Raw genomic sequence first — 18,571 nt, 5'->3', positions numbered from 1 at the left:
CCTGACCGGATCGCACCACATGAGCACGTCCCTCAATACCCTGATCGCGAAACTGAATCCGACTTGCCGGCAAGCAGCGTTGCTGGCGGCGAACAACTGTCTTGCCCGCGGTCATTACGAGGTGGATCTCGAACATCTGTTGCTTGCGCTGCTCGATGAACCGGCAAGCGATGTTGCGCTAGTGCTGCGCGCAAGCAGGATCGATCCACATGCGTTGCGCGCGGATATCGAGCGTGAGTTACAGCGCCTGAAAACAGGCAATACGCGTACGCCGGTGTTCTCGAAACAGCTGATCGATCTGCTCGAACAGGCATGGCTGATTGCGTCGCTCGATTCGCAGATTGGGCGCATCCGTTCCGGGCATTTGCTGCTCGCGTTGCTGAGCGCACCCGATCTCGCACAATTCGCCGAGCGGATGTCGCCATTGTTGGGCGATGTGCGTGTGACGGATCTGAAGCATAAGTTCGACGAATTGACTGCAGGCTCTCGCGAAGTCGAGCGCAGCGATGCGGCGCAGGGTTCGGACGAAAGCGCGAGCGACGCAGCGAAAGCGGACGCGGCCGTGGGGGCACCGTCGAAGACGCCGGCACTGGATACCTACACCAGCAACCTCACGCAGCGAGCGCGTGAAGGCAAGATCGATCCGGTGATCGGCCGCGAAGGCGAGATTCGCCAGACCATCGACATACTGATGCGGCGCCGGCAGAACAATCCGATCATGACAGGCGAGGCGGGTGTCGGTAAAACTGCGGTGGTCGAAGGGCTCGCGCTTCGCATTGCGGCAGACGACGTGCCTGCACCGCTCAAAGGCGTGGCGCTGCATGTACTCGACATGGGCCTCCTGCAAGCAGGCGCCAGCGTGAAGGGCGAATTCGAGAACCGCCTGAAGAATGTGATCGACGAGGTCAAGAAGAGCCCGCATCCGATCATCCTGTTCATCGACGAGGCGCATACGATCATCGGCGCGGGCGGCCAGGCTGGCCAGAACGATGCGGCGAATCTGCTGAAGCCGGCATTGGCGCGCGGCGAATTACGCACGATCGCGGCGACCACCTGGAGCGAGTACAAGAAGTACTTCGAGAAAGACGCAGCACTGGCACGCCGTTTCCAGGTCGTGAAGATCGAGGAGCCGAGCGAAACGCTTGCGGCAGCGATGTTGCGCGGCATGGCGTCGTTGATGGAAAAGCACTTCAACGTGCGGGTGCTCGACGACGCGATTACCGAGGCAGTGCGCCTCTCGCATCGGTACATTAGCGGCCGGCAACTGCCGGACAAGGCGATCAGCCTGCTTGACACCGCTTGCGCGAAAGTCGCGCTCGCGCACAGTTCGACACCGGCCGCGATCGACGACACGAAGAAGCGCCTCGAACGTATCGACGCGGAAATTGCGGCGCTCGAGCGCGAAGTGGCGAGCGGGGCGCTTCACGACGAACGGCTCGCGCAGTTGCGCGAACTGCGCGAAGAAGACCTGAAGGATCTCGCCGAAGACGAAGCGCGTTACGACAAGGAGCGCGCATTGGTGAGCGAGATCGTCGGCTTGCGGGCAGAGATCGACGCCGCGCGGGTGAGTAGCGCGGACGCGGAGCAAGGGGCGAAGGCGCAACAGGCGCGCGAAACACTCGCGGTTCGCGTCGCCGAATTGCGTGCATTGCAGGGCGGTCAGCCCATGGTGCCGTTGCAGGTGGACGGCCACGTCGTCGCGGAAATCGTCGCGTCGTGGACAGGTATTCCGCTCGGCCGCATGGTCAAGGACGAAATCCAGACCGTGCTCAACCTGCAGCCATTACTTGGCGCGCGGGTGATAGGACAGGATCACGCACTGGAAGCCATCGCGCAACGAGTGCGCACGGCAAGCGCGAATCTCGAAGATCCGAACAAGCCGCGTGGTGTGTTCATGTTCGTCGGACCGTCGGGTGTCGGCAAGACCGAGACGGCACTCGCACTCGCCGATGTGCTGTACGGCGGCGAGCGCAAGATGGTGACGATCAACATGAGCGAGTACCAGGAAGCGCATAGCGTGTCTGGCCTCAAAGGATCGCCGCCGGGCTACGTCGGCTATGGTGAGGGCGGTGTGCTGACAGAAGCGGTGCGCCGCAACCCGTATTCGGTCGTATTGCTCGATGAAGTCGAAAAAGCTCATCCCGATGTGCTCGAAATGTTCTTTCAGGTGTTCGATAAAGGCACGATGGATGACGCTGAAGGCCGCGAAATAGACTTCCGCAATACGCTGATCATTCTCACGTCGAATGTCGGTTCGCAAGCGGTCATGCAGGCGTGTCTGAACAAAACCGCCGAGGAATTGCCTGACGCCGATGCACTAGCTGAAACCTTGCGCCCACAACTGTACAAAGCATTTAAACCGGCTTTTCTCGGGCGCATGAAAGTAGTGCCGTACTATCCGATTTCCGACGACGTGCTTGCCGAGATCATCGCGTTGAAACTGGAGCGGATTCGCCGCCGCATAGAATCGAATCACAAGGCGGTGTTCGAGTGGGACGAGTCTCTCGTCGATGCGGTCCTCGCGCGCTGCACCGAAGTGGATTCCGGTGCGCGCAACGTCGACCATATTCTGAACGGCACGCTGTTGCCCGAAGTCGCACAACACGTGTTGGAGCGCATAGCCAACGGCGTGGCGATTCAACGTATTTCGGTGCGCGCAAGCGAGGCGGGCGAGTTCGAATACGCCGTCGCCTAAGCAATTTCACAAATGCATTCTGATAGCTCTGTGCCATGCCGACCAATCTGAACACGCTGCTCGCTCCAATCAGCGAAGCCGCGCCCTGTGGCGAAGATCTGCTTTTCTCCGCCGACTTCGATGCAATCCAGCACGCCCGGCGTTTCGAAGACCCATCGCTGGATCAAGGCGAGTGGATCACCGAGATCAAGGAAGCCGACTGGCCGTTCGTTATCGAGCGTTCGAGCGCTTTGCTGCAGACGCAGACCAAAGACTTGCGGCTCGCTGTGTGGCTCACGGAAGCGCTTGCCATAGAAGAAGGCGTGAGCGGACTCACGCAGGGTTACACGTTGCTGGCTGGGTTGTGCGAGAAGTTCTGGGACACAATCCATCCGCTGCCGGAGGGCGACGACACCGAATATCGACTCGGCAACGTTGCATGGCTTGTTGGGCGCACCGGGGATCTGCTGCGCGCCATGCCGCTTACGTCGTCGCAAGGCAACCTTTACAGCACCATCGATTGGGAGGTGGCAACACATGTTGCGCAAGCCGTGAAGCGCGATCCCGATCATGCCGACGACATTGCGCGCGGCAAGCCGTCCATCGAGCAGATCGACGCATCGAAACGCGCGACGCCGCCCGCGTTTTACTCAATACTGCTGGCCGAACTCAAGGCGTTCGAAGCGGCAATGCTCGCACTCGAACAGGAACTGGACCGTCGCGCCGCTGACTCGGCACCGAGCTTCCGTCAGGCGAAAGACGCGTATGAAAGCGTTTATCGGCTGGCCGAACGTTTTGCGCGCGAACTGGGCGTGAATGCGGATGCGCAACCGACGTCTGTCGACAGATCGAGCGCGCCCACGCATCACGAGCTGGAACGGGCCGAACCCACCTTCAAGACTTCACCGCAACGCGAGGAGCCCGTGTTGACGACGACGCCGACCAACGCAGTCGCAGGAATCCAGAGCCGCGCGCAGGCCGTCGCGCAGTTGCGTGCGGTGGCACGGTTCTTTCGCACTACGGAGCCGCATAATCCCGCTGCTTACTTTGCCGACAAGGCCGCCGAGGCCGCGGACATGCCGCTGCATCAGTGGCTTTCGACCGTGGTGAAAGACGACGGATCGCTCGCGCATATCCGCGAGTTGCTCGGTGTAAAGCCGGAAGAAAACGGCTAGAGGTCCGCGCTAAAAAAACCTGGCTTCGAGTCGCTTGACCGAGCCAGGTTTTTTTTACGCGAGCAGTTCAAGCGCTGACGCGTTGGTTCGCTCAGGAACCCGCGCGAAACTCGATGCGGCGATTGCGTGCGCGCCCATCGGCGCTATCGTTCGATGCAATCGGCTGATCGGGCCCGACGCCGGTCGTGCTCATCTGTTGCGGCGGAATGCCCTTCGCGACGAGGTAGCCCTTTACGGCATCGGCGCGTGCCTGGCTCAAGGCGATATTCGAGGTTCGGTTACCCGAGTTGTCGGTGTGACCGATAATCGCCACCGTCTTCGTGGTCATCTTCAGCATCGCCGCAGCCATCTGATCGAGAATGGCGCGGCCTTGCGGCGTGAGCGTCGCGCTGCCGGTCTCGAATTCGATCGTACGATTCGCGAGCGTCTGGTCCAGCAAGCCCTGCTCGGATGCACTAACGCGCAGACCGTTCTTGATCGTATAGGTGGGATTCAGCGCATTCGCCATATCGCTCGCAAGTTGCTGACGCTGCGACTCGTTGCGTACTTCTCCCTTGACGTCGATCTGCGTGCCGTCGATTTTCAATTGGCCCTTGCTGATCTGCTTCAATTGCGGGCCGATCAGCTTTTGCACGTTGGCGGACCAGTTAGGCGGCGTCGCGACGTCCGCGACTTCGATCTGATCGACCACGCTGGCTGCACCATACGTGTCGCGCAAACGTGCGAGCACAGCAGCCTTGGTCGCTTCGTCCGGTACTTTGCCGCCCACCACGACCTGGCCGGGCGCCGCGTTAGCGGGCGGCGGCGATGCCGTGACGGCGCCGGTGCCCGCGCCGGTCGTGCCGCTCGCGAGGCCGGCGGTGTTCACCGCGGGCCCCACATTGCCCGCAGTAGCCGACGGGTAGGCCGAAGGCGCGGGCAGTGTCGTAGTGCGAATAGAAATGCCGCTGTTGTCGACCGGTGTGACGCGGGCGGGGCCGTCGTTGTCGGCGTGCGCCGACGCGTTGAACATCAAGCCCGCGAGCAGCACGGCGATCCTGGTGCGTGAGTTCAGCATTGCATTACGCTCCCGTGAAGGCTTCGCGGAACGTGTCGATGCTGACGCGCAAGGACAGTTGCGGTTGGTCGAGGTAGCTGACAAGCTTGCTGATGCCATGATCGTTTTGTGCGTGTTCGTCGATCCACTCGGGATCGTCGATATCGATGTTATGTGCTGCATAGGCTTGCGGATCGACCACGCTATGCAGCGTTTTCGCCGACGCGCCGTTAAAGCCGACAATGAGCCGCTCGCGCTCGGCGATTGTGCCGATAAAAATCGCCAGTTCGAAATCCGCCTGCGCGACGAACGGCGCGATCAGTTCGAGCCAGAATGCCGCAACGAGACTGCGATAGAACGGATCGTTAGGCAGCGGCAGCGTGAGTCCGCGTTCCAGATGCGACGAGCCGCTTTGCATCACGGGACGCAGCAGAGAACCGAGCGCGAGCATCGCGCCGCGCAAGCGCACCGGATGGCCGCTTGCCAGCAGCATCTGTTCGAGCCCGGCGAGCGTCTGGTGCTCGACAAAGTCGTTGAAGGTGCCGTCATGCGGATTGCCCGGACCGCCGCCAATCTCGATCGGCACCTGCGTTTCGCCCAGCGCCTGCAATGCGCCGGCCGGCTCGCTTGCGCCAAGCAACGGCTTCATCTGCGCCGACACGCGCGACCACAAACGCGCGAAAGCGAGCGGGCTGTGTGCGAGGAACGTGAGCGGCTTTTCGACTTCGAGCGCGGTTGCCGCAAGAAACGGAAAGCGGCGCGACGACTGATCGTGACTCGCCATCATGTGGCCCGCAATGGCGAGCTTGCTGCGCGAACCGAGGAACGCGAAGTGCATGGGCTTCGCATTTTCATAGACGATCTTCCAGCGCGGATCGTCAGTGAGCAATTCCATTGCCTCGGCGATCCAGCGGTCCAGCGTGGCGAGCAATTGCGGGTTGTGCGCGCTTTTTACGAAGTCCCCACGCGACGGAATCTTGCCGAAGTACGCGATCTGCGCCTGCACGGTCTGCGTCATTGCGCGCTCCCTGTGTTCGAAACCGCAGTGGCGGCCGTGGCCGGCCGCGCTGCTGGCGACGCGGGCGCCGCCGTGTTCGTGGCCGTTGCGGTGACCGAGTTGGCCGCCGCACTTACGTCCGCTACCGACGACGGCAGGCGCAAACCGCGCAGGCTCTGCTGTTGCGGGGCGTCGCTGCTGCTGCCCGATGCTTGCGACGTGCTGATGATGCGCATGCTCACCGCCACCGTCACATTGCCTTGGGTCCACGACAGGTCGAAGGTCCCATCCGGTCGGCGCTTTCGTTGCGCCGAGTTGATCAGCTTCTCCAGACCGTAGCGGCCCGGCTCGTTGACGAGCTGCAGCGTGCGGCCATCGAAGGTCGTCGCGTTCAGCGTAGCGCCTGGCGAGCCCGACGGATTCGGCCACACGAAGTTGGTCCACTGTGGCGGCGTGTTGCGGTAGCGCATCTGCTGACCGTCGATCGCGAGCGTGTACTCGGTCGTTCCGCTGCTCGGTTGCGGCAGAATCTGGAACACCGTCTGCGGCTCGGCCGAGCTTTGACCCGCCGACGCACCCGCTGCGCCGCCTGCAAGCGGCGCGACCCAACGCGCGAAGCCGTTGGTGAAGTCGGGCGTGAGCGCGAGGCCCATATCGCCCCATGTGCGGGCGGTGAGCGTGTCGCCGCGGCGCACCGCGAGCGGCCCGAGCGTGGTGCCGACGAACTTCGCAATCGAGCCGTCGGGTCCGAACACCTGCGCAATCTCGCCCGCGCCGGCTTCGACCTTCGCATCGCCGGCAAACGGATACTTGTTCGCAAGCGAACTCTGGAACGTCTGATACACCTGCGCATTCCACACCTTGTTGACTTCGACGCTCGCGGGTTGAATCACCACGGCGTACGCGGCCATCAGCGGACGCACCAGCAACGGCCTCAACGCCTTGCGTTGTGAGTCGGTGAGACCCGTCAACATCTGCTCGTCGACATACTTGAGCGAATCGGCCAACTCGGAGCCGCTGCCGTCGAGCGTCTGCTGCATGAGCTGGCGCGCGCCCGGCCCGGGATCGCCCTGATTCTTGATGACGTTAAAGCGCGTACGGACCTTCGACAGCGTGTCCATGTAGCCCTTGAGCATCGAGCCGTTGTCGCCCGTCACGACAATGCGGCCGAGCGCGGAGAACTCCTGGCCGATCGGGCCCATCGTCAATTCGACCGGATTACCGTTGATGTCGATGTTCGCGTTCAATTGACCGGTCGGCGCGCGCGCGAACCATTGCTTGAACCAACTCGTCACGCCGCTTTGCGCGCGTTTCAGGTTTGCATTGAAAAGCGAAGGGTTATCCCACGAGGTCTGGTCGTAAGCAGTTTCGAGTACTTTGCGAATGGGCGAATCCTGCGGATCGCCGAGACGGTTCATTGCGTCCACCGCTTGTCCGAAACTGCCGAAGCTCTGCACCGCAATACCTTGCATGAACTTCTGCCAGTGCATTGCGTACTCGGTCTTATACATCGTGACGAGTGCTTTCTGAATCTGCTCAGGGCTGCCTTCGAGCGTGAGGTCGTCGTGAGCGGAGGTGTTGAGCACCCAGTCTTTCGCTTGCAGTTCTTTCGTCGCGGCGTCGCGGATTGCAGGCTGCACGTATTGGAACCACGCTTCACGCGTGAACGTGCCGGGAATCGCGTAGCTGCCCGCCACGAGCGACGTATTGTTTTCGCCGACGATGCGCGCAATGGTCATTGGCGCGAAACGGGTCGACGCGCGCGCCTTGATCTCTTCGTAGACACGCTGACGCGCCGGCATGCCGCGCACCACGCGGCGCAGGTTCTCGCGCGTCTGGTCAACGAGGCCGAGGTTCTGGTCGATCATCGGCCAGTCGTCGTCGGATACGCGTGACAGGTAGAACGTGATCATGCGCTCCGCGCTGCGGATCATCTCGTCGCGGGGCATGTTGCCGCGATTCGTTTCGAGCCAGCCGCGCCAGAAACGCGCAACCTGGTCGGTCAGGTGAGCCGTTTCCACGTGACGCTTGTCGCTTAGCATCAGATACGTCTTGAGCGCGTTGTACGCGTCTTCGACGTTGGTTGGCGATGCGTCGCTATAAAGCCCGCCCTGGCTGTTCGCCGCCATGGCCATGTGAGCCGAGACGGGAATGGCGGCCGCATCGGGCGTGCGGTTAAGCGGCGCAAGCTGATCGGGATGCGCGTTGACTTCCTTCAGGAACGACGCGAGGTTCTGCGAAACCGGATCGAGCAGGATCTGGCGCACGCCGTTGTAGTACTCGGTAAGCAGGCGTTCTTCGAGACGGTCGCCCTGGTACAGACCGAATGAAACGGCGAGCGGCTTGTCGCGGCGGAACTGTTCCAACTGGTCGATACGGTCTTCGAGAACGTCCATGGCCTGCAGGCGCGATTGCAGATCGTTGCGGTTCTGCTGCAGGCGCACCACATTGTCGAGGTCGGCTTTCACGTTCTCGGCGAGTTGCTGATTGCCGATGGTCGACCAGGTCCAGCCGCCGAGTGCGAGCGCCAGCGCAGCGACGAAACCGAAGAACGTTGCATAACGCATGCGCGTTTTCGCGGGGCTTGCGAACTGCTTGACCGTTTGCCGGTCTGCGAAAATTACTTTTGAAAAAAGATCGCGCAGAAAGAAGCCGTTCTTCGAGAATGCGCTATGCGGCTTCGGCATGCTGTCGGCGCTCAGGCCGAAGCGGTTCGCGATGCGCGTGGCCGCGGAGCTATTGGTTTCACCTTCCTGCAATGCACTCGTGAAATAAAAGCCGCGGAAGATCGGCTTGTACTGGAACGGGTTCGTTTCAAACAACGTAGCAAGGAAAGCACGCAATGCCGGCTTGATCGTCGAGAATTCGAGTGGAAAGCTCAGTTGACCTGGCGAGAGCTTATTACCGCGATTGATTGACATTTGCGCGACGCTGATTTCTTTCAGGCCGTCGTACAGTTCTTCGAAGTGCTCGTCGAAAAGCCCGACTACGTCGCGCTTCTCGTCCGGTTCGTAGGGCAGGGTGGCGCCCCACACGCGGTCGTATTCATGACGGTCGCTGCCGCTGAAGAATTCGGTGAAGCCCGTAATCAGGTCTGCCTTCGTGAACATCACGTAGACAGGCGCGAAAACTTCGAGCTTCTCGGTCAATTCCTGCACGCGCTGGCGCAGGTTCTTCGCGAGGTTGATTGCGAATTCCGGCTTGCTGCTGGTGAGTTCCGCAAGGCTCGCCGTCACGATGATCCCGTTGATCGGTGCTTTCGGCCGGAAGCGTTTGAGCAGGCCGAGAAAGCCGAGCCATTCGGTGCGGTCTTCCTCATGCACCGAGTAACGTCCGGCGGTATCCAGCAGAATGCCCTCGGTCGTGAAGAACCAGTCGCAGTTGCGCGTGCCGCCAATGCCGTGAATTACCGCGTTGTTCTTGTCGGCGAAGGGAAATTGCAAGCCCGAGTTCAACACCGCGCTGCTCTTGCCGGCGGCGGGGTTGCCGATCACGATGTACCAAGGCAACTCATACAGTGCGGAGCCGCCCGAGACCTGACCGATCTTCGAGGTCTTGATGGTCTTGACCGCATCGACGAGGCGCGTGCGCAGCACGTCGAGTTCCGCCTGGCGGGCGGGCGTGGGCGCAGGACCGGCCTCTGTGCTCTGTGTCTCGGCCTGCTGTTCCAGCATCTCGCCGAGCTTGCGGTTCGCGCGCCGCGCGCGCAGGCGGCGCACCGCCCACACGAGCAGCCATAGCGCGATCACCACGCCGAGTGCGATGGCCGGCCACATCAGGTCGATCTGCAATGTATCGGCGCCGACGAACAACACAGCAGCGAGCGCGAGCAGGCCGATGATCGAGAGCGTGCGTGGATGGGTCAACACGTTGAGAATGCGTCGCATAAGCCGTTCAGGTCTTGATGATTGGTGTTGTGGCGCGTGCCGTGGCAAACGGCATCACGCGAGTGCAGCGTTTGAAACCGAAGCGAAAGAAAACGAAAGCGGGTTCGGGACAAACATGAAAACGGGTGAATTGTTAAATGCGTGAGTGCCGTCGTTGCAAATAGCGGCCCGATGAATGCACCGATGTATGGCCGATTGCGGTTTGTATTGCCGCTTTTTGCCATAAATAATGATTGATCGCCCCATTTTCCAGCCTCTTGTACCCGTTACGTTTTAATGACTCCGCCCGAGGACGAAGCCGGGTTTGTGATATTCAACGTGCCCGAGATCCATCATTTTCCAGCGGCCACCCCATGTCAGGCCGACCTGTTCGGCTGTTTGCCCATATAACTGATAGCCTCGCATCGCCCAGGGATCTTTTTCTGAAATGACGAGCTTGCCGTCGCGTAGAAACGCATTGTCCGCCGCAAGACCGTATTGGTGATAGCTTTGAAACGCAGCGGCATTGGTGACGTTGCTCCCCATTTGCGCGAGCCGGTTTTGCCGCTCCGGACTGCGATAACCTTCAAGCAAAGCCATTTCGTACCCGTGCTGCTCGTGCATGATTTTGTAGACGAGCAATAAACGCGTTCTGAAATCGGCATCGAGCAGATTCCAGTCGCGGCTCGCATCTTTTAGCGCGGGCCGGATCTGCTCGACTTCACGCGTGGCAAACACCTCCGGCGGCAGCGGCGGCGGGGGTACGAGCTGTTCGCCGTTTAGTAAGGCAGCAATTTTCTCGTCGGGTACCCGTGCGGTTTCGTCGAATTGGAATAACTGCCGGCCGCGTAATGCCAATGCCACCAATGGCGGCGTCGCAAGAATACCTGTGGTGGTAAAAATCAGCAAGCGCCGACGCGCCAGTAATTTCTTCACATCCATCGCAGTGGATTGCGAAATTCTTGCCGAGCGTGCTAATTGACCGCGCGCGACATATGCGCTGCGCGATGCCCCGCGCATAACGCGTCCATGAATGGTCAGTGCCGCGTCTAATAGAGAAGCGCGGACCGCCGGCAAAAGCAGCAATGCGGCGAACACAACCGCGATGGTGAAATAGGCAAGAAGTACTACGGCAATCAATGGCGACCCCGGAAAGTGGAAACAATTGTATTTTGTAATGCTTGCTCTTAGAATCAGGCCTGCTCGGAGAGGAGCCGGAGCAGTATTATCACGGCGAAATAATCCAGGATTCAATGAGACAGTGAATGAGTGCGCCGGAAAATTCAAATTCCAAAGCCCCGCCTAGCCTGTTATCCGATAAGGCTAAAGGCGCAGATGGCAATGGTTCGCGAATTCTTGCGAATCTGGAAGGCCGCGTCGCGCCGCCTAACGATAAACCACGCCGGTCAAGAACGCCGGTTGCGCTGGTCGCCCTGCTTGTGATCGCAGCGGGGGGCTGGGGCGCGTGGCACATGCAACAACGTGCGCCTGCGGAGCCGGTCGCTGGCGCCGTGCCCGCGAGTGGGGCCAACGTCGCCAAGGCCGCCGTACCGGCCTCCGTTGCGAGCGCAACCGTTCAGGTCGCCGCGAGTGCGCAAGCGCCCGCGCCGGCATCGTCGCAAGCGGCGACGATCATCGCCGATGACAGCGACAGCAAAGCCGCGGCTTCTTCTACATCGGCGTCCGCGGGTCTGGCGGACAACCGCTTGTCGCGGGCGCTTGCTGACGGCGCTGTGCCGAGCGGCGCTTCAGCCTCGGTTGCGTCGGTTGCGTCGGTCGCTCCGGTCGCCGGCGCGCCCGGAACGGCGCCAGCGGTTGCGTCGGCGGCGAAGCACGACAAGAGTTCGACGACCGTTGCGAGCAGGAGCAAGCACGAGGCAGCGGCGCACGGCAAGAAGGAAACCGTAACGGCAAGCGCGGGCAGCCATCGTTCCGGCACGACGACTGCCGCCACGCAGGCGAAGAAAACGAAGCCGGGCGCGACGTCGAAAGATGATTCGGACGCCGATCTATTGGCCGCGCTTGTTGCACGGACCAAACCGGCGGACAGCAAGGCCGGCGGCAGTAGTCCGACCGCCAAGGTGCCTACCTCGGCGGCGCCGGGCAATGCAAAGCTTGCCGAGCGCGTGAAAGAGTGCGGGCAGCGTGGCTTTTTCGAAGACCAGTTGTGCCGCTGGCGCGTGTGCGACGGTCATTGGGGCAAAGACCCCGCATGCCCAGGTTCTGCGCAGCAAGCGCGTCAGCCCTGACTCTTTGCCATACGAGTGTTCTGTTCAAGAGGCCTTGACGAGGTTCGCGTTATCCGCGAGCCTCGTCGATACTCCGGTTTGATTTCGGCGTCTTTAAGTCTATGATGACTCTCCCTAGTCGCACACCGATGCGATAGAACAGGAGACATCAATGAAGCGGTTTTTCGTGGCATTGAGCTATGTAGCAAGCGTCGTGACTGCTCTGGTCATTGCGGCATGCGGCGGCAGCGAACTGAATCCTTCCAATCCCCCCAAGGTCATTATCGACAGCGACTACAACACGCTGAGCGACGACGGCCAGCTCGGCGTCATGGCGGTGCAATTACAGGCGCAGGGATCGCTGAAAGTACTCGGCATTACCGTAGTGTCGGGTAATCAATGGTTGAAGCAAGGTGTGGCGGATGCATTGAAATCAGTCGAGCGGCTCGGCGTCGAAAAGCAGATCGGCGTCTATGCGGGCGCAAACTTTGCGCTGTCGCATGACTTCGCCACGATCCAGGCAGAAATGGCGCAATTCCCCGGCGGCGACGGCTATCTCGGCGCTTGGGGCACGCCCGAGCCGAAGTCGGATAGCGACCTCGTGGCACCGCCCGACGGCTTCGCGACCCACACCAAGGTGCAGAGCAAGAGCGCGGTGGATTTCATCGTCGATTCAGTGAAGCAGAATCCCGGCGAGGTGACGATTCTTGCAATCGGACCATTGACCAATATCGCACTCGCCGCGCGTCAGCATCCCGAGATCGTGCCGTTGATCAAACAGATCATCTATATGGGAGGCGCGATCGACGTGCCGGGCAATACCACCCCAACGGCGGAATTCAACTGGTGGTTCGATCCGCAAGCAGCGAAAGAGGTGCTGCATCTGCCGGTGAAGCAGGTCGTCGTGCCGCTCGACGTGACGGACACCGTGAAAATGGACAAGGCGCTTTACGACCGTATTGCACACGATCCAACGAAGCAGACCATCATTACTCAATTGTTCAAGACATTGAATGGCTACGGTTTCGACGGCAAGAACGGCTTCGAGACGAACCCGAACTACACCACGAACATATGGGACACACTGACACTCGGGTATTTGATGCATCCTTCGTTTGCAACCCAGACCGTGGACGAGTGGGTGGACGTGGATACGAGTTTCGGCGCGAATGACGGCAAAGCTACCGGCTATGCAAGCTCACCGCCGGCTGGATTGCAGAAGATGACCATCGTCAAACGCTTCGACAATCAGAACTTCTTCAATTTCTATGTGGATCTGCTGACCCGGCCGGTGCCGCTGCCAGGCTGATCTATTGTCACGCGTGTACTGCTGCGAGGCTGCATGAATCCGCTTCACGCGGGATGCAAGCCCCGCAGCAATTGGCGCACGCGCGAGAGGTCCTGATCGACGTGTTCGGCGTTTTCGAACAACTCCGCGAGCCAGTCCACGAATGCGCGCACGCGGGGCGACACGCGGCGATTCTTCAGATAGGCGATCGAAACGGGCATGGGCACAGGCTTCCATTGCGGAAGTACTTCACGCAATAGTCCTGAGTCGAGGTACGGTTGCGCGGCGATCCGCGCAGGTTGAATGAGCCCATGGCCTTGCAGTCCGCAGGTGAGATACGCCTGCTCGTCGCTGACCTTCACGAAACCATTCACTTTGACGCTTTGCGCTTCGCCGTCCACTTCGAAATCGAATGCGACTTCGCGGCCGTTATGCGGCGACATGCAATTGACCGCGACGTGCCCGCGCAGGTCGTCGAGGTCGGTGGGCGTGCCGTATCGCGCGAGATAATCCGGGCTTGCGCAGGTCACATGCTCGAGCGTGCCGAGATGCCGCGCGACGAGATTCGAGTCCGGCAATTCACCGAGCTGGATGCTGCAGTCGATTGCTTCCGACACCAGATCCACCGTACGATTGCTGACGCCAACGGCAAGGTCCAGGTTGGGATAGCGCGTATGGAAGTCGTCGAGCGCAGGCAGCACGATCGCGCTCGCTACCGAGCCAGGCATTTCGATGCGCAGGCGGCCGGTGAGGTTATCGGTGGCGTGCCGGATGCTGGCTTCCATTTCGTCGATATCGGCGAGAATTTGCGCACAGCGTTCGTAATAGGCGGCGCCTTCCGGAGTGACGCTGAGCCGCCGCGTGGTACGGGCGAGCAACTGCGTGCCGAGCAGGGCTTCCAGATTCTGGACGATGGTAGTCGCCGTCGCGCGCGGAATGTTCAGCGATTCCGCTGCACGAGTGAAGCTGTTCGTGTCCACGATCCGGATGAATGTGCGCATGGCGGTTATTCTGTCCATCATTCGGTGCCTCTCGTTGGGGTTAGCTTTTTGCCTTTGCGGCGGGCTGTCTGGGTGTTTGATTGATTACGCTGGGGCTTTGTTTTTGTTGTTGCTGCGCAAAGGTTCCACCCAGAAACAGAACTCCAAACCACAAAAATCCGCAAAACAAAGCCACCGCCCGCAGGCGCGAAAAAAATACCGCGCCGCAGGCAGCAACCCTCTCAATCACTTCCGCAAAGAATCGAGATCGATCACAAACCGATACTTGACGTCGCTCTTCAACATCCGCTCATAAGCCTCATTGATCTTATGCATCGGAATAACTTCGACATCCGAAGTGATTCCGTGCTCACCGCAGAAGTCCAACATCTCCTGCGTCTCGGCAATTCCGCCGATCAGCGAGCCGGCCAGGCGGCGGCGCTTGAAAATCAGGTTGAACACTTGCGGCGACGGATGATCGTGCTCCGGCGCGCCTACCAGCGTCATCGTTCCATCTCGCTTGAGCAGGTTAAGGAACGGGTTCAGGTCGTGCGGCGCAGCCACAGTATTCACAATCAGATCGAAGCTGTTCGCATGCGCTTCCATTTCTTGCGCGTTCTTCGAGATCACCACCTCGTGTGCGCCCAGCCGCTTCGCGTCCTCGATCTTCGACGGCGACGTGGTGAACAGCACGACATGCGCGCCCATCGCACGCGCCAGCTTCACGCCCATGTGACCCAAACCGCCGAGGCCGACAACGCCGACCTTCTTGCCAGGGCCAGCGCCCCATGTGCGCAGCGGCGAATATGTGGTGATGCCCGCGCACAGCAATGGCGCAACACCGGCTGGGTCGAGATTTTGCGGCACACGCAGCGTGAATTCTTCGTCGACGACGAGTTGCGTCGAATAACCGCCGTACGTAATCTGTCCGTCGACGCGGTCCACGCCGTTATAGGTACCGACGAAACCGTTCTCGCAATACTGCTCGAGGCCTTCGGCGCAACTTGCGCAGGTGCGGCACGAGTCGACGAGGCAACCTACGCCTACGAGATCGCCCGTCTTGTACTTCGTGACGTCCGGTCCCACGGCGGTGACGCGGCCGACGATCTCGTGACCGGGCACCACTGGATACACCGTGTTCTTCCATTCGTTGCGGGCCTGATGCAGGTCGGAGTGACACACGCCGCAATACAGCACTTCCATCTGCACGTCGTGCGCGCGCAGTTCGCGGCGCTGGATTTCAAACGGGGCGAGCGGCGCGCTGGCGTCGGTCGCGGCATAGGCATATGTCGTACTCATGGGTAGCTCCAGCAAAAGAGGGTGAATGTTGCAAGGCGCCCGCGATGGGCGATACATGTCGCCGATTCGGCCAGGTCTTGCCAATGTTTCGATCAGAGCGTCGGACCACCGCGCGGATCGGAACGCCCGCATGGGTGGCAAGTTCATTATTTTGAACTGCCGACCAGACTGGTGGCGTAGCGCGGAAAGGATGATCCGGCAGGGTTCCCATAGTAGGAGCGCGCGGCCACTCAGTGAATACCTGAATGTCTTGAAGATTTGCCTAAAACTCCTGGAGAGAAGCGCACCAGGCAGTTTGGTGCTAAATTTCAAGCATTATTCTCTTGTACGTCACTATATCGTCATGTCGCAGCACTCGTCCGAACTGTCGTCACCCGCAGCCGAACTTCCAGTGGCCGACGCCGCGCAGCAGCGCCTGATCGAGGTATTCGACATGCTCGCGCCGAAGCCCGGCATGACGCGTTCGAGCCTGGAAGGTGTGAACCTGATGCGCGCCAACAGCCCGCTGCCGCGCATGCCGGTCATGTACGAGCCGAGCATTGTTATCGTGTGTCAGGGGCGCAAGCGCGGCTATCTCGGCGACCAGGTGTTCCAGTACGATGCGCAACAGTATCTCGTGCTGTCCGTGCCGCTGCCGTTCGAATGCGAAACTGAAGCGAGCTTTGACCAACCGTTCCTCGGCATTTCTATTCGGGTCGATCTGACCATGGTGGCCGAGTTGTTGATGGCGCTCAACGAAACGCAAGGCACTGCGAAGAACGAACCGCTCGGCATCTACTCCACGCCGCTCGATCCCGCTTTGAGCAGCGCGGTGCAGCGTCTGCTGGATGCGCTGGCCTCGCCGCTCGACGCGCGCATTCTCGCGCCCAGCATCGTGCGCGAAATCTGTTATCGGGTGTTGACCGGCGAGCAGGGCGACGCGATTCGCGCGGCGCTCACGCATCAGAATCATTTTGGCCGCGTTGCAAAGGCGCTGCGTCGCATCCACGCCGATTATCACGGCGCGCTCGACGTCGATACGCTTGCTGCGGAAGCCGGTATGAGCCTCGCTGTTTTTCACGCGCAATTCAAGGCGGTGACAGCGACTTCGCCGATGCAATACGTGAAGACCACGCGTTTGCATCACGCGCGCCTGTTGATGGTGCAAGACGGTTTGAATGCGGGCGCCGCAGCGGCGCGCGTAGGTTATGAAAGCGCCTCGCAATTCAGCCGCGAATTCAAGCGCCTGTTTGGCCTGAGTCCCGTCGACGAAGTGAAGCGCATGCGCGCAATCTACGACTCACCGCCGCCGCGAATCGTGCAGCCGGTCGCACGTTATGTCACGGCCGTGTAAGCGCGCTTCCTCACACCTGCTTCAGATACGCCGCCTTCAACATGAAATTACCGGCGTCCATTTTGCAGTCCACCCCGTGATCGCCGGCAGCGTGGCCGAGCTGGTCGCTTACGCGTTTCAAGCCGTTCAGATCGGCCATGATGATGGTGACGGGCCACGGACCTTTGCGCTCCAGCCGGTTCAGTTCGTCCACATAGAACGAACGATTGCGCAGCTTGGTGAGCACGTCATGCTTGCCGAGAAGTTCGAGGTACGCTTTGGCCTTCTTGCGTGCGGTGATGTCGGTCAGCGCGACGAGCACGAGGCCCCACTTCTTCTCGTGATCTCCTGCATGCAGCGCTCGACGAACTCCGGATGCACATCGGTAAACACGCGAAAATCGCTAATGACGGCCGCCCGCGCCTGATCGAGCAGATGCTTGACCGCGCTGAAGTATTCGACGCGCGAGGTCGAACATTTTCGAATCGTCGTTGGCGGGCTTGGGGACGCCTGGCAGAGTATCCAGCATGAGGTTCTCTTAGCGGAAAGTCCGTCTATCTTACGGCCCCTTTGAAGCCGCCTAAAAAACAAACGGCTTTCATCGGCTTGCAGCAGGGCTTCGCGTCAGCACGCATTGGTCGGTCTTGTTACACTCGATTTGACGCGTTTCATTTGCCAACCTGACACACGCCAACGAGAAAAAAGACGAATATGAAGCCTTCTCTGCTGATTCTCATTCATCTCGACGACGCGAGCCGCGCTTGCATCGAGGCGGAATTCGATATCGTGTACGCGCCCGATTCGACCCAACATGCCGCTGTCATCGCCGCTCACGGCGCGACGATCCGCGCGGTGCTGACGAACGGCACACGCGGGCTCAGCGCGGCTGAGATCGATCGCATGCCGAAGCTCGAATTCATCAGCGCACTCGGCGCAGGCTATGAAAACGTCGCCGTCGACCATGCGCGCTCGCGCGGCATCGTGCTCGTGAACGGAGCGGGCACCAACGATCACTGCGTCGCCGACCACGCGTTTGCGTTGCTCCTGTCGATCGTGCGCGATGTGCCGCGACTCGACGAGGCGACGCGTGAAGGCGTATGGCGCGATGCATTGCCGATGCGTCCGAATGTCTCGGGCAAGCGTCTCGGCATCGTGGGGCTCGGCAACATCGGCGAGAAGATCGCGCGGCGCGGCGCGGGCTTCGACATGGAGATCGGCTACCACAACCGCAAACCGCGCGAAGGCATATCGTTATCCTATTTCGACGACGTCGGAGCACTCGCGCAGTGGTGCGACTTCCTCGTGATCGCGACGCCCGGCGGTGCGGGTACGCATCATCTGATCGAGGCCAGGGTGTTGGAGGCGCTGGGCCCGCATGGTTTCGTCGTCAACGTTTCTCGCGGCAGCGTGCTCGATACCGCGGCGCTCGCGCAAGCGCTCGTAGCAGGGACGATCGCAGGCGCGGCACTCGACGTATACGAGGGCGAACCGCAGCCGCCCGCCGCCTTGCTGAAGCTGCGCAACGTCGTGTTGACACCGCACGTCGGCGGACGCTCGCCCGACGCGATAGCGGCAGCCATGAACAACTTTCTGCGGAACGCCGCACGGCATTTCGCTGGCGAGCCTGTGTTGACCCCAATCTGACCAGAGGCCGCTGGCTTTCGTCTGTCCATTGCGACCGCTGTGAATGCCGCCGCCTACGCATTTGCCAGAGGT

12 protein-coding genes and 1 pseudogene are annotated in these 18,571 nt (G+C 60.7%); 6 read left to right on the top strand and 7 right to left on the bottom strand.

Features of this window, described 5'->3' with window-relative positions:
• Window positions 1–19: 19 nt before the first annotated feature.
• Window positions 20–2,695, top strand: coding sequence for a type VI secretion system ATPase TssH (tssH, locus tag BCA01S_RS25575; RefSeq protein WP_027779361.1), 2,676 nt, complete (start codon window positions 20–22; stop codon window positions 2,693–2,695).
• 35 nt (window positions 2,696–2,730) lie between these two features.
• Complete coding sequence (gene tssA / locus BCA01S_RS25570) at window positions 2,731–3,849, top strand: type VI secretion system protein TssA (RefSeq protein WP_027779360.1); 1,119 nt, start codon at window positions 2,731–2,733, stop codon at window positions 3,847–3,849.
• Between the two features lie 91 nt (window positions 3,850–3,940).
• On the opposite strand, the gene BCA01S_RS25565 is transcribed toward tssA, so the two are convergent.
• The 4 genes from BCA01S_RS25565 to BCA01S_RS25550 all read right to left on the bottom strand — a co-directional run bounded on the left by BCA01S_RS25565 (window position 3,941) and on the right by BCA01S_RS25550 (window position 10,888).
• The gene (locus BCA01S_RS25565) at window positions 3,941–4,906 is read right to left on the bottom strand and encodes an OmpA family protein (protein WP_027779359.1); all 966 of its coding nucleotides are present in this window, start codon (window positions 4,904–4,906) and stop codon (window positions 3,941–3,943) included.
• Between the two features lie 4 nt (window positions 4,907–4,910).
• Window positions 4,911–5,903: a type VI secretion system-associated protein TagF gene (tagF, locus tag BCA01S_RS25560; protein WP_027779358.1), complete on the bottom strand. Its 993-nt coding sequence runs from the start codon at window positions 5,901–5,903 to the stop codon at window positions 4,911–4,913.
• A complete protein-coding gene (gene tssM / locus BCA01S_RS25555; RefSeq protein ID WP_027779357.1) occupies window positions 5,900–9,769 on the bottom strand; it encodes a type VI secretion system membrane subunit TssM in 3,870 nt (1,289 codons plus the stop codon). Before tssM ends, tagF begins: the two co-directional genes overlap by 4 nt.
• A 273-nt stretch (window positions 9,770–10,042) precedes the next feature.
• A complete protein-coding gene (locus BCA01S_RS25550; protein ID WP_027779356.1) occupies window positions 10,043–10,888 on the bottom strand; it encodes a M15 family metallopeptidase in 846 nt (281 codons plus the stop codon).
• Between the two features lie 125 nt (window positions 10,889–11,013).
• Here BCA01S_RS25550 and BCA01S_RS25545 point away from each other — a divergent pair, with 125 nt between their 5' ends.
• Together BCA01S_RS25545 and BCA01S_RS25540 are read left to right on the top strand one after the other, a co-directional pair.
• Complete coding sequence (locus BCA01S_RS25545; RefSeq protein ID WP_027779355.1) at window positions 11,014–11,997, top strand: hypothetical protein; 984 nt, start codon at window positions 11,014–11,016, stop codon at window positions 11,995–11,997.
• A 151-nt stretch (window positions 11,998–12,148) separates the two neighbouring features.
• Entirely contained in the window at window positions 12,149–13,285 is a 1,137-nt protein-coding gene (locus tag BCA01S_RS25540) for a nucleoside hydrolase (protein ID WP_027779354.1), read from the top strand.
• A 44-nt stretch (window positions 13,286–13,329) separates the two neighbouring features.
• On the opposite strand, the gene BCA01S_RS25535 is transcribed toward BCA01S_RS25540, so the two are convergent.
• Window positions 13,330–14,286: a LysR family transcriptional regulator gene (locus tag BCA01S_RS25535; protein WP_027779353.1), complete on the bottom strand. Its 957-nt coding sequence runs from the start codon at window positions 14,284–14,286 to the stop codon at window positions 13,330–13,332.
• 204 nt (window positions 14,287–14,490) lie between these two features.
• On the bottom strand, window positions 14,491–15,543 hold the full coding sequence (locus BCA01S_RS25530; protein WP_027779352.1) for an NAD(P)-dependent alcohol dehydrogenase: 1,053 nt from the start codon (window positions 15,541–15,543) through the stop codon (window positions 14,491–14,493).
• A 343-nt stretch (window positions 15,544–15,886) separates the two neighbouring features.
• On the opposite strand from BCA01S_RS25530, the gene BCA01S_RS25525 reads away from it, so the two are divergent.
• A complete protein-coding gene (locus tag BCA01S_RS25525; protein ID WP_027779351.1) occupies window positions 15,887–16,876 on the top strand; it encodes an AraC family transcriptional regulator in 990 nt (329 codons plus the stop codon).
• Window positions 16,877–16,955: 79 nt separating this feature from the next.
• Here the strand turns inward: BCA01S_RS25525 and BCA01S_RS37360 are convergent.
• A pseudogene (locus BCA01S_RS37360) lies at window positions 16,956–17,317 on the bottom strand (GGDEF domain-containing protein); the annotation flags it as partial.
• 249 nt (window positions 17,318–17,566) lie between these two features.
• Here BCA01S_RS37360 and BCA01S_RS25515 point away from each other — a divergent pair.
• A complete protein-coding gene (locus BCA01S_RS25515; protein WP_027779349.1) occupies window positions 17,567–18,499 on the top strand; it encodes a 2-hydroxyacid dehydrogenase in 933 nt (310 codons plus the stop codon).
• Window positions 18,500–18,571: the final 72 nt, after the last annotated feature.

Origin of the sequence: Paraburkholderia caledonica NBRC 102488 (assembly GCF_000685095.1) — a bacterium.
Classification (GTDB): domain Bacteria; phylum Pseudomonadota; class Gammaproteobacteria; order Burkholderiales; family Burkholderiaceae; genus Paraburkholderia; species Paraburkholderia caledonica.
Note: the sequence above shows the minus strand (reverse complement) of the source record. Positions and strands in the feature narration are given on the sequence as shown.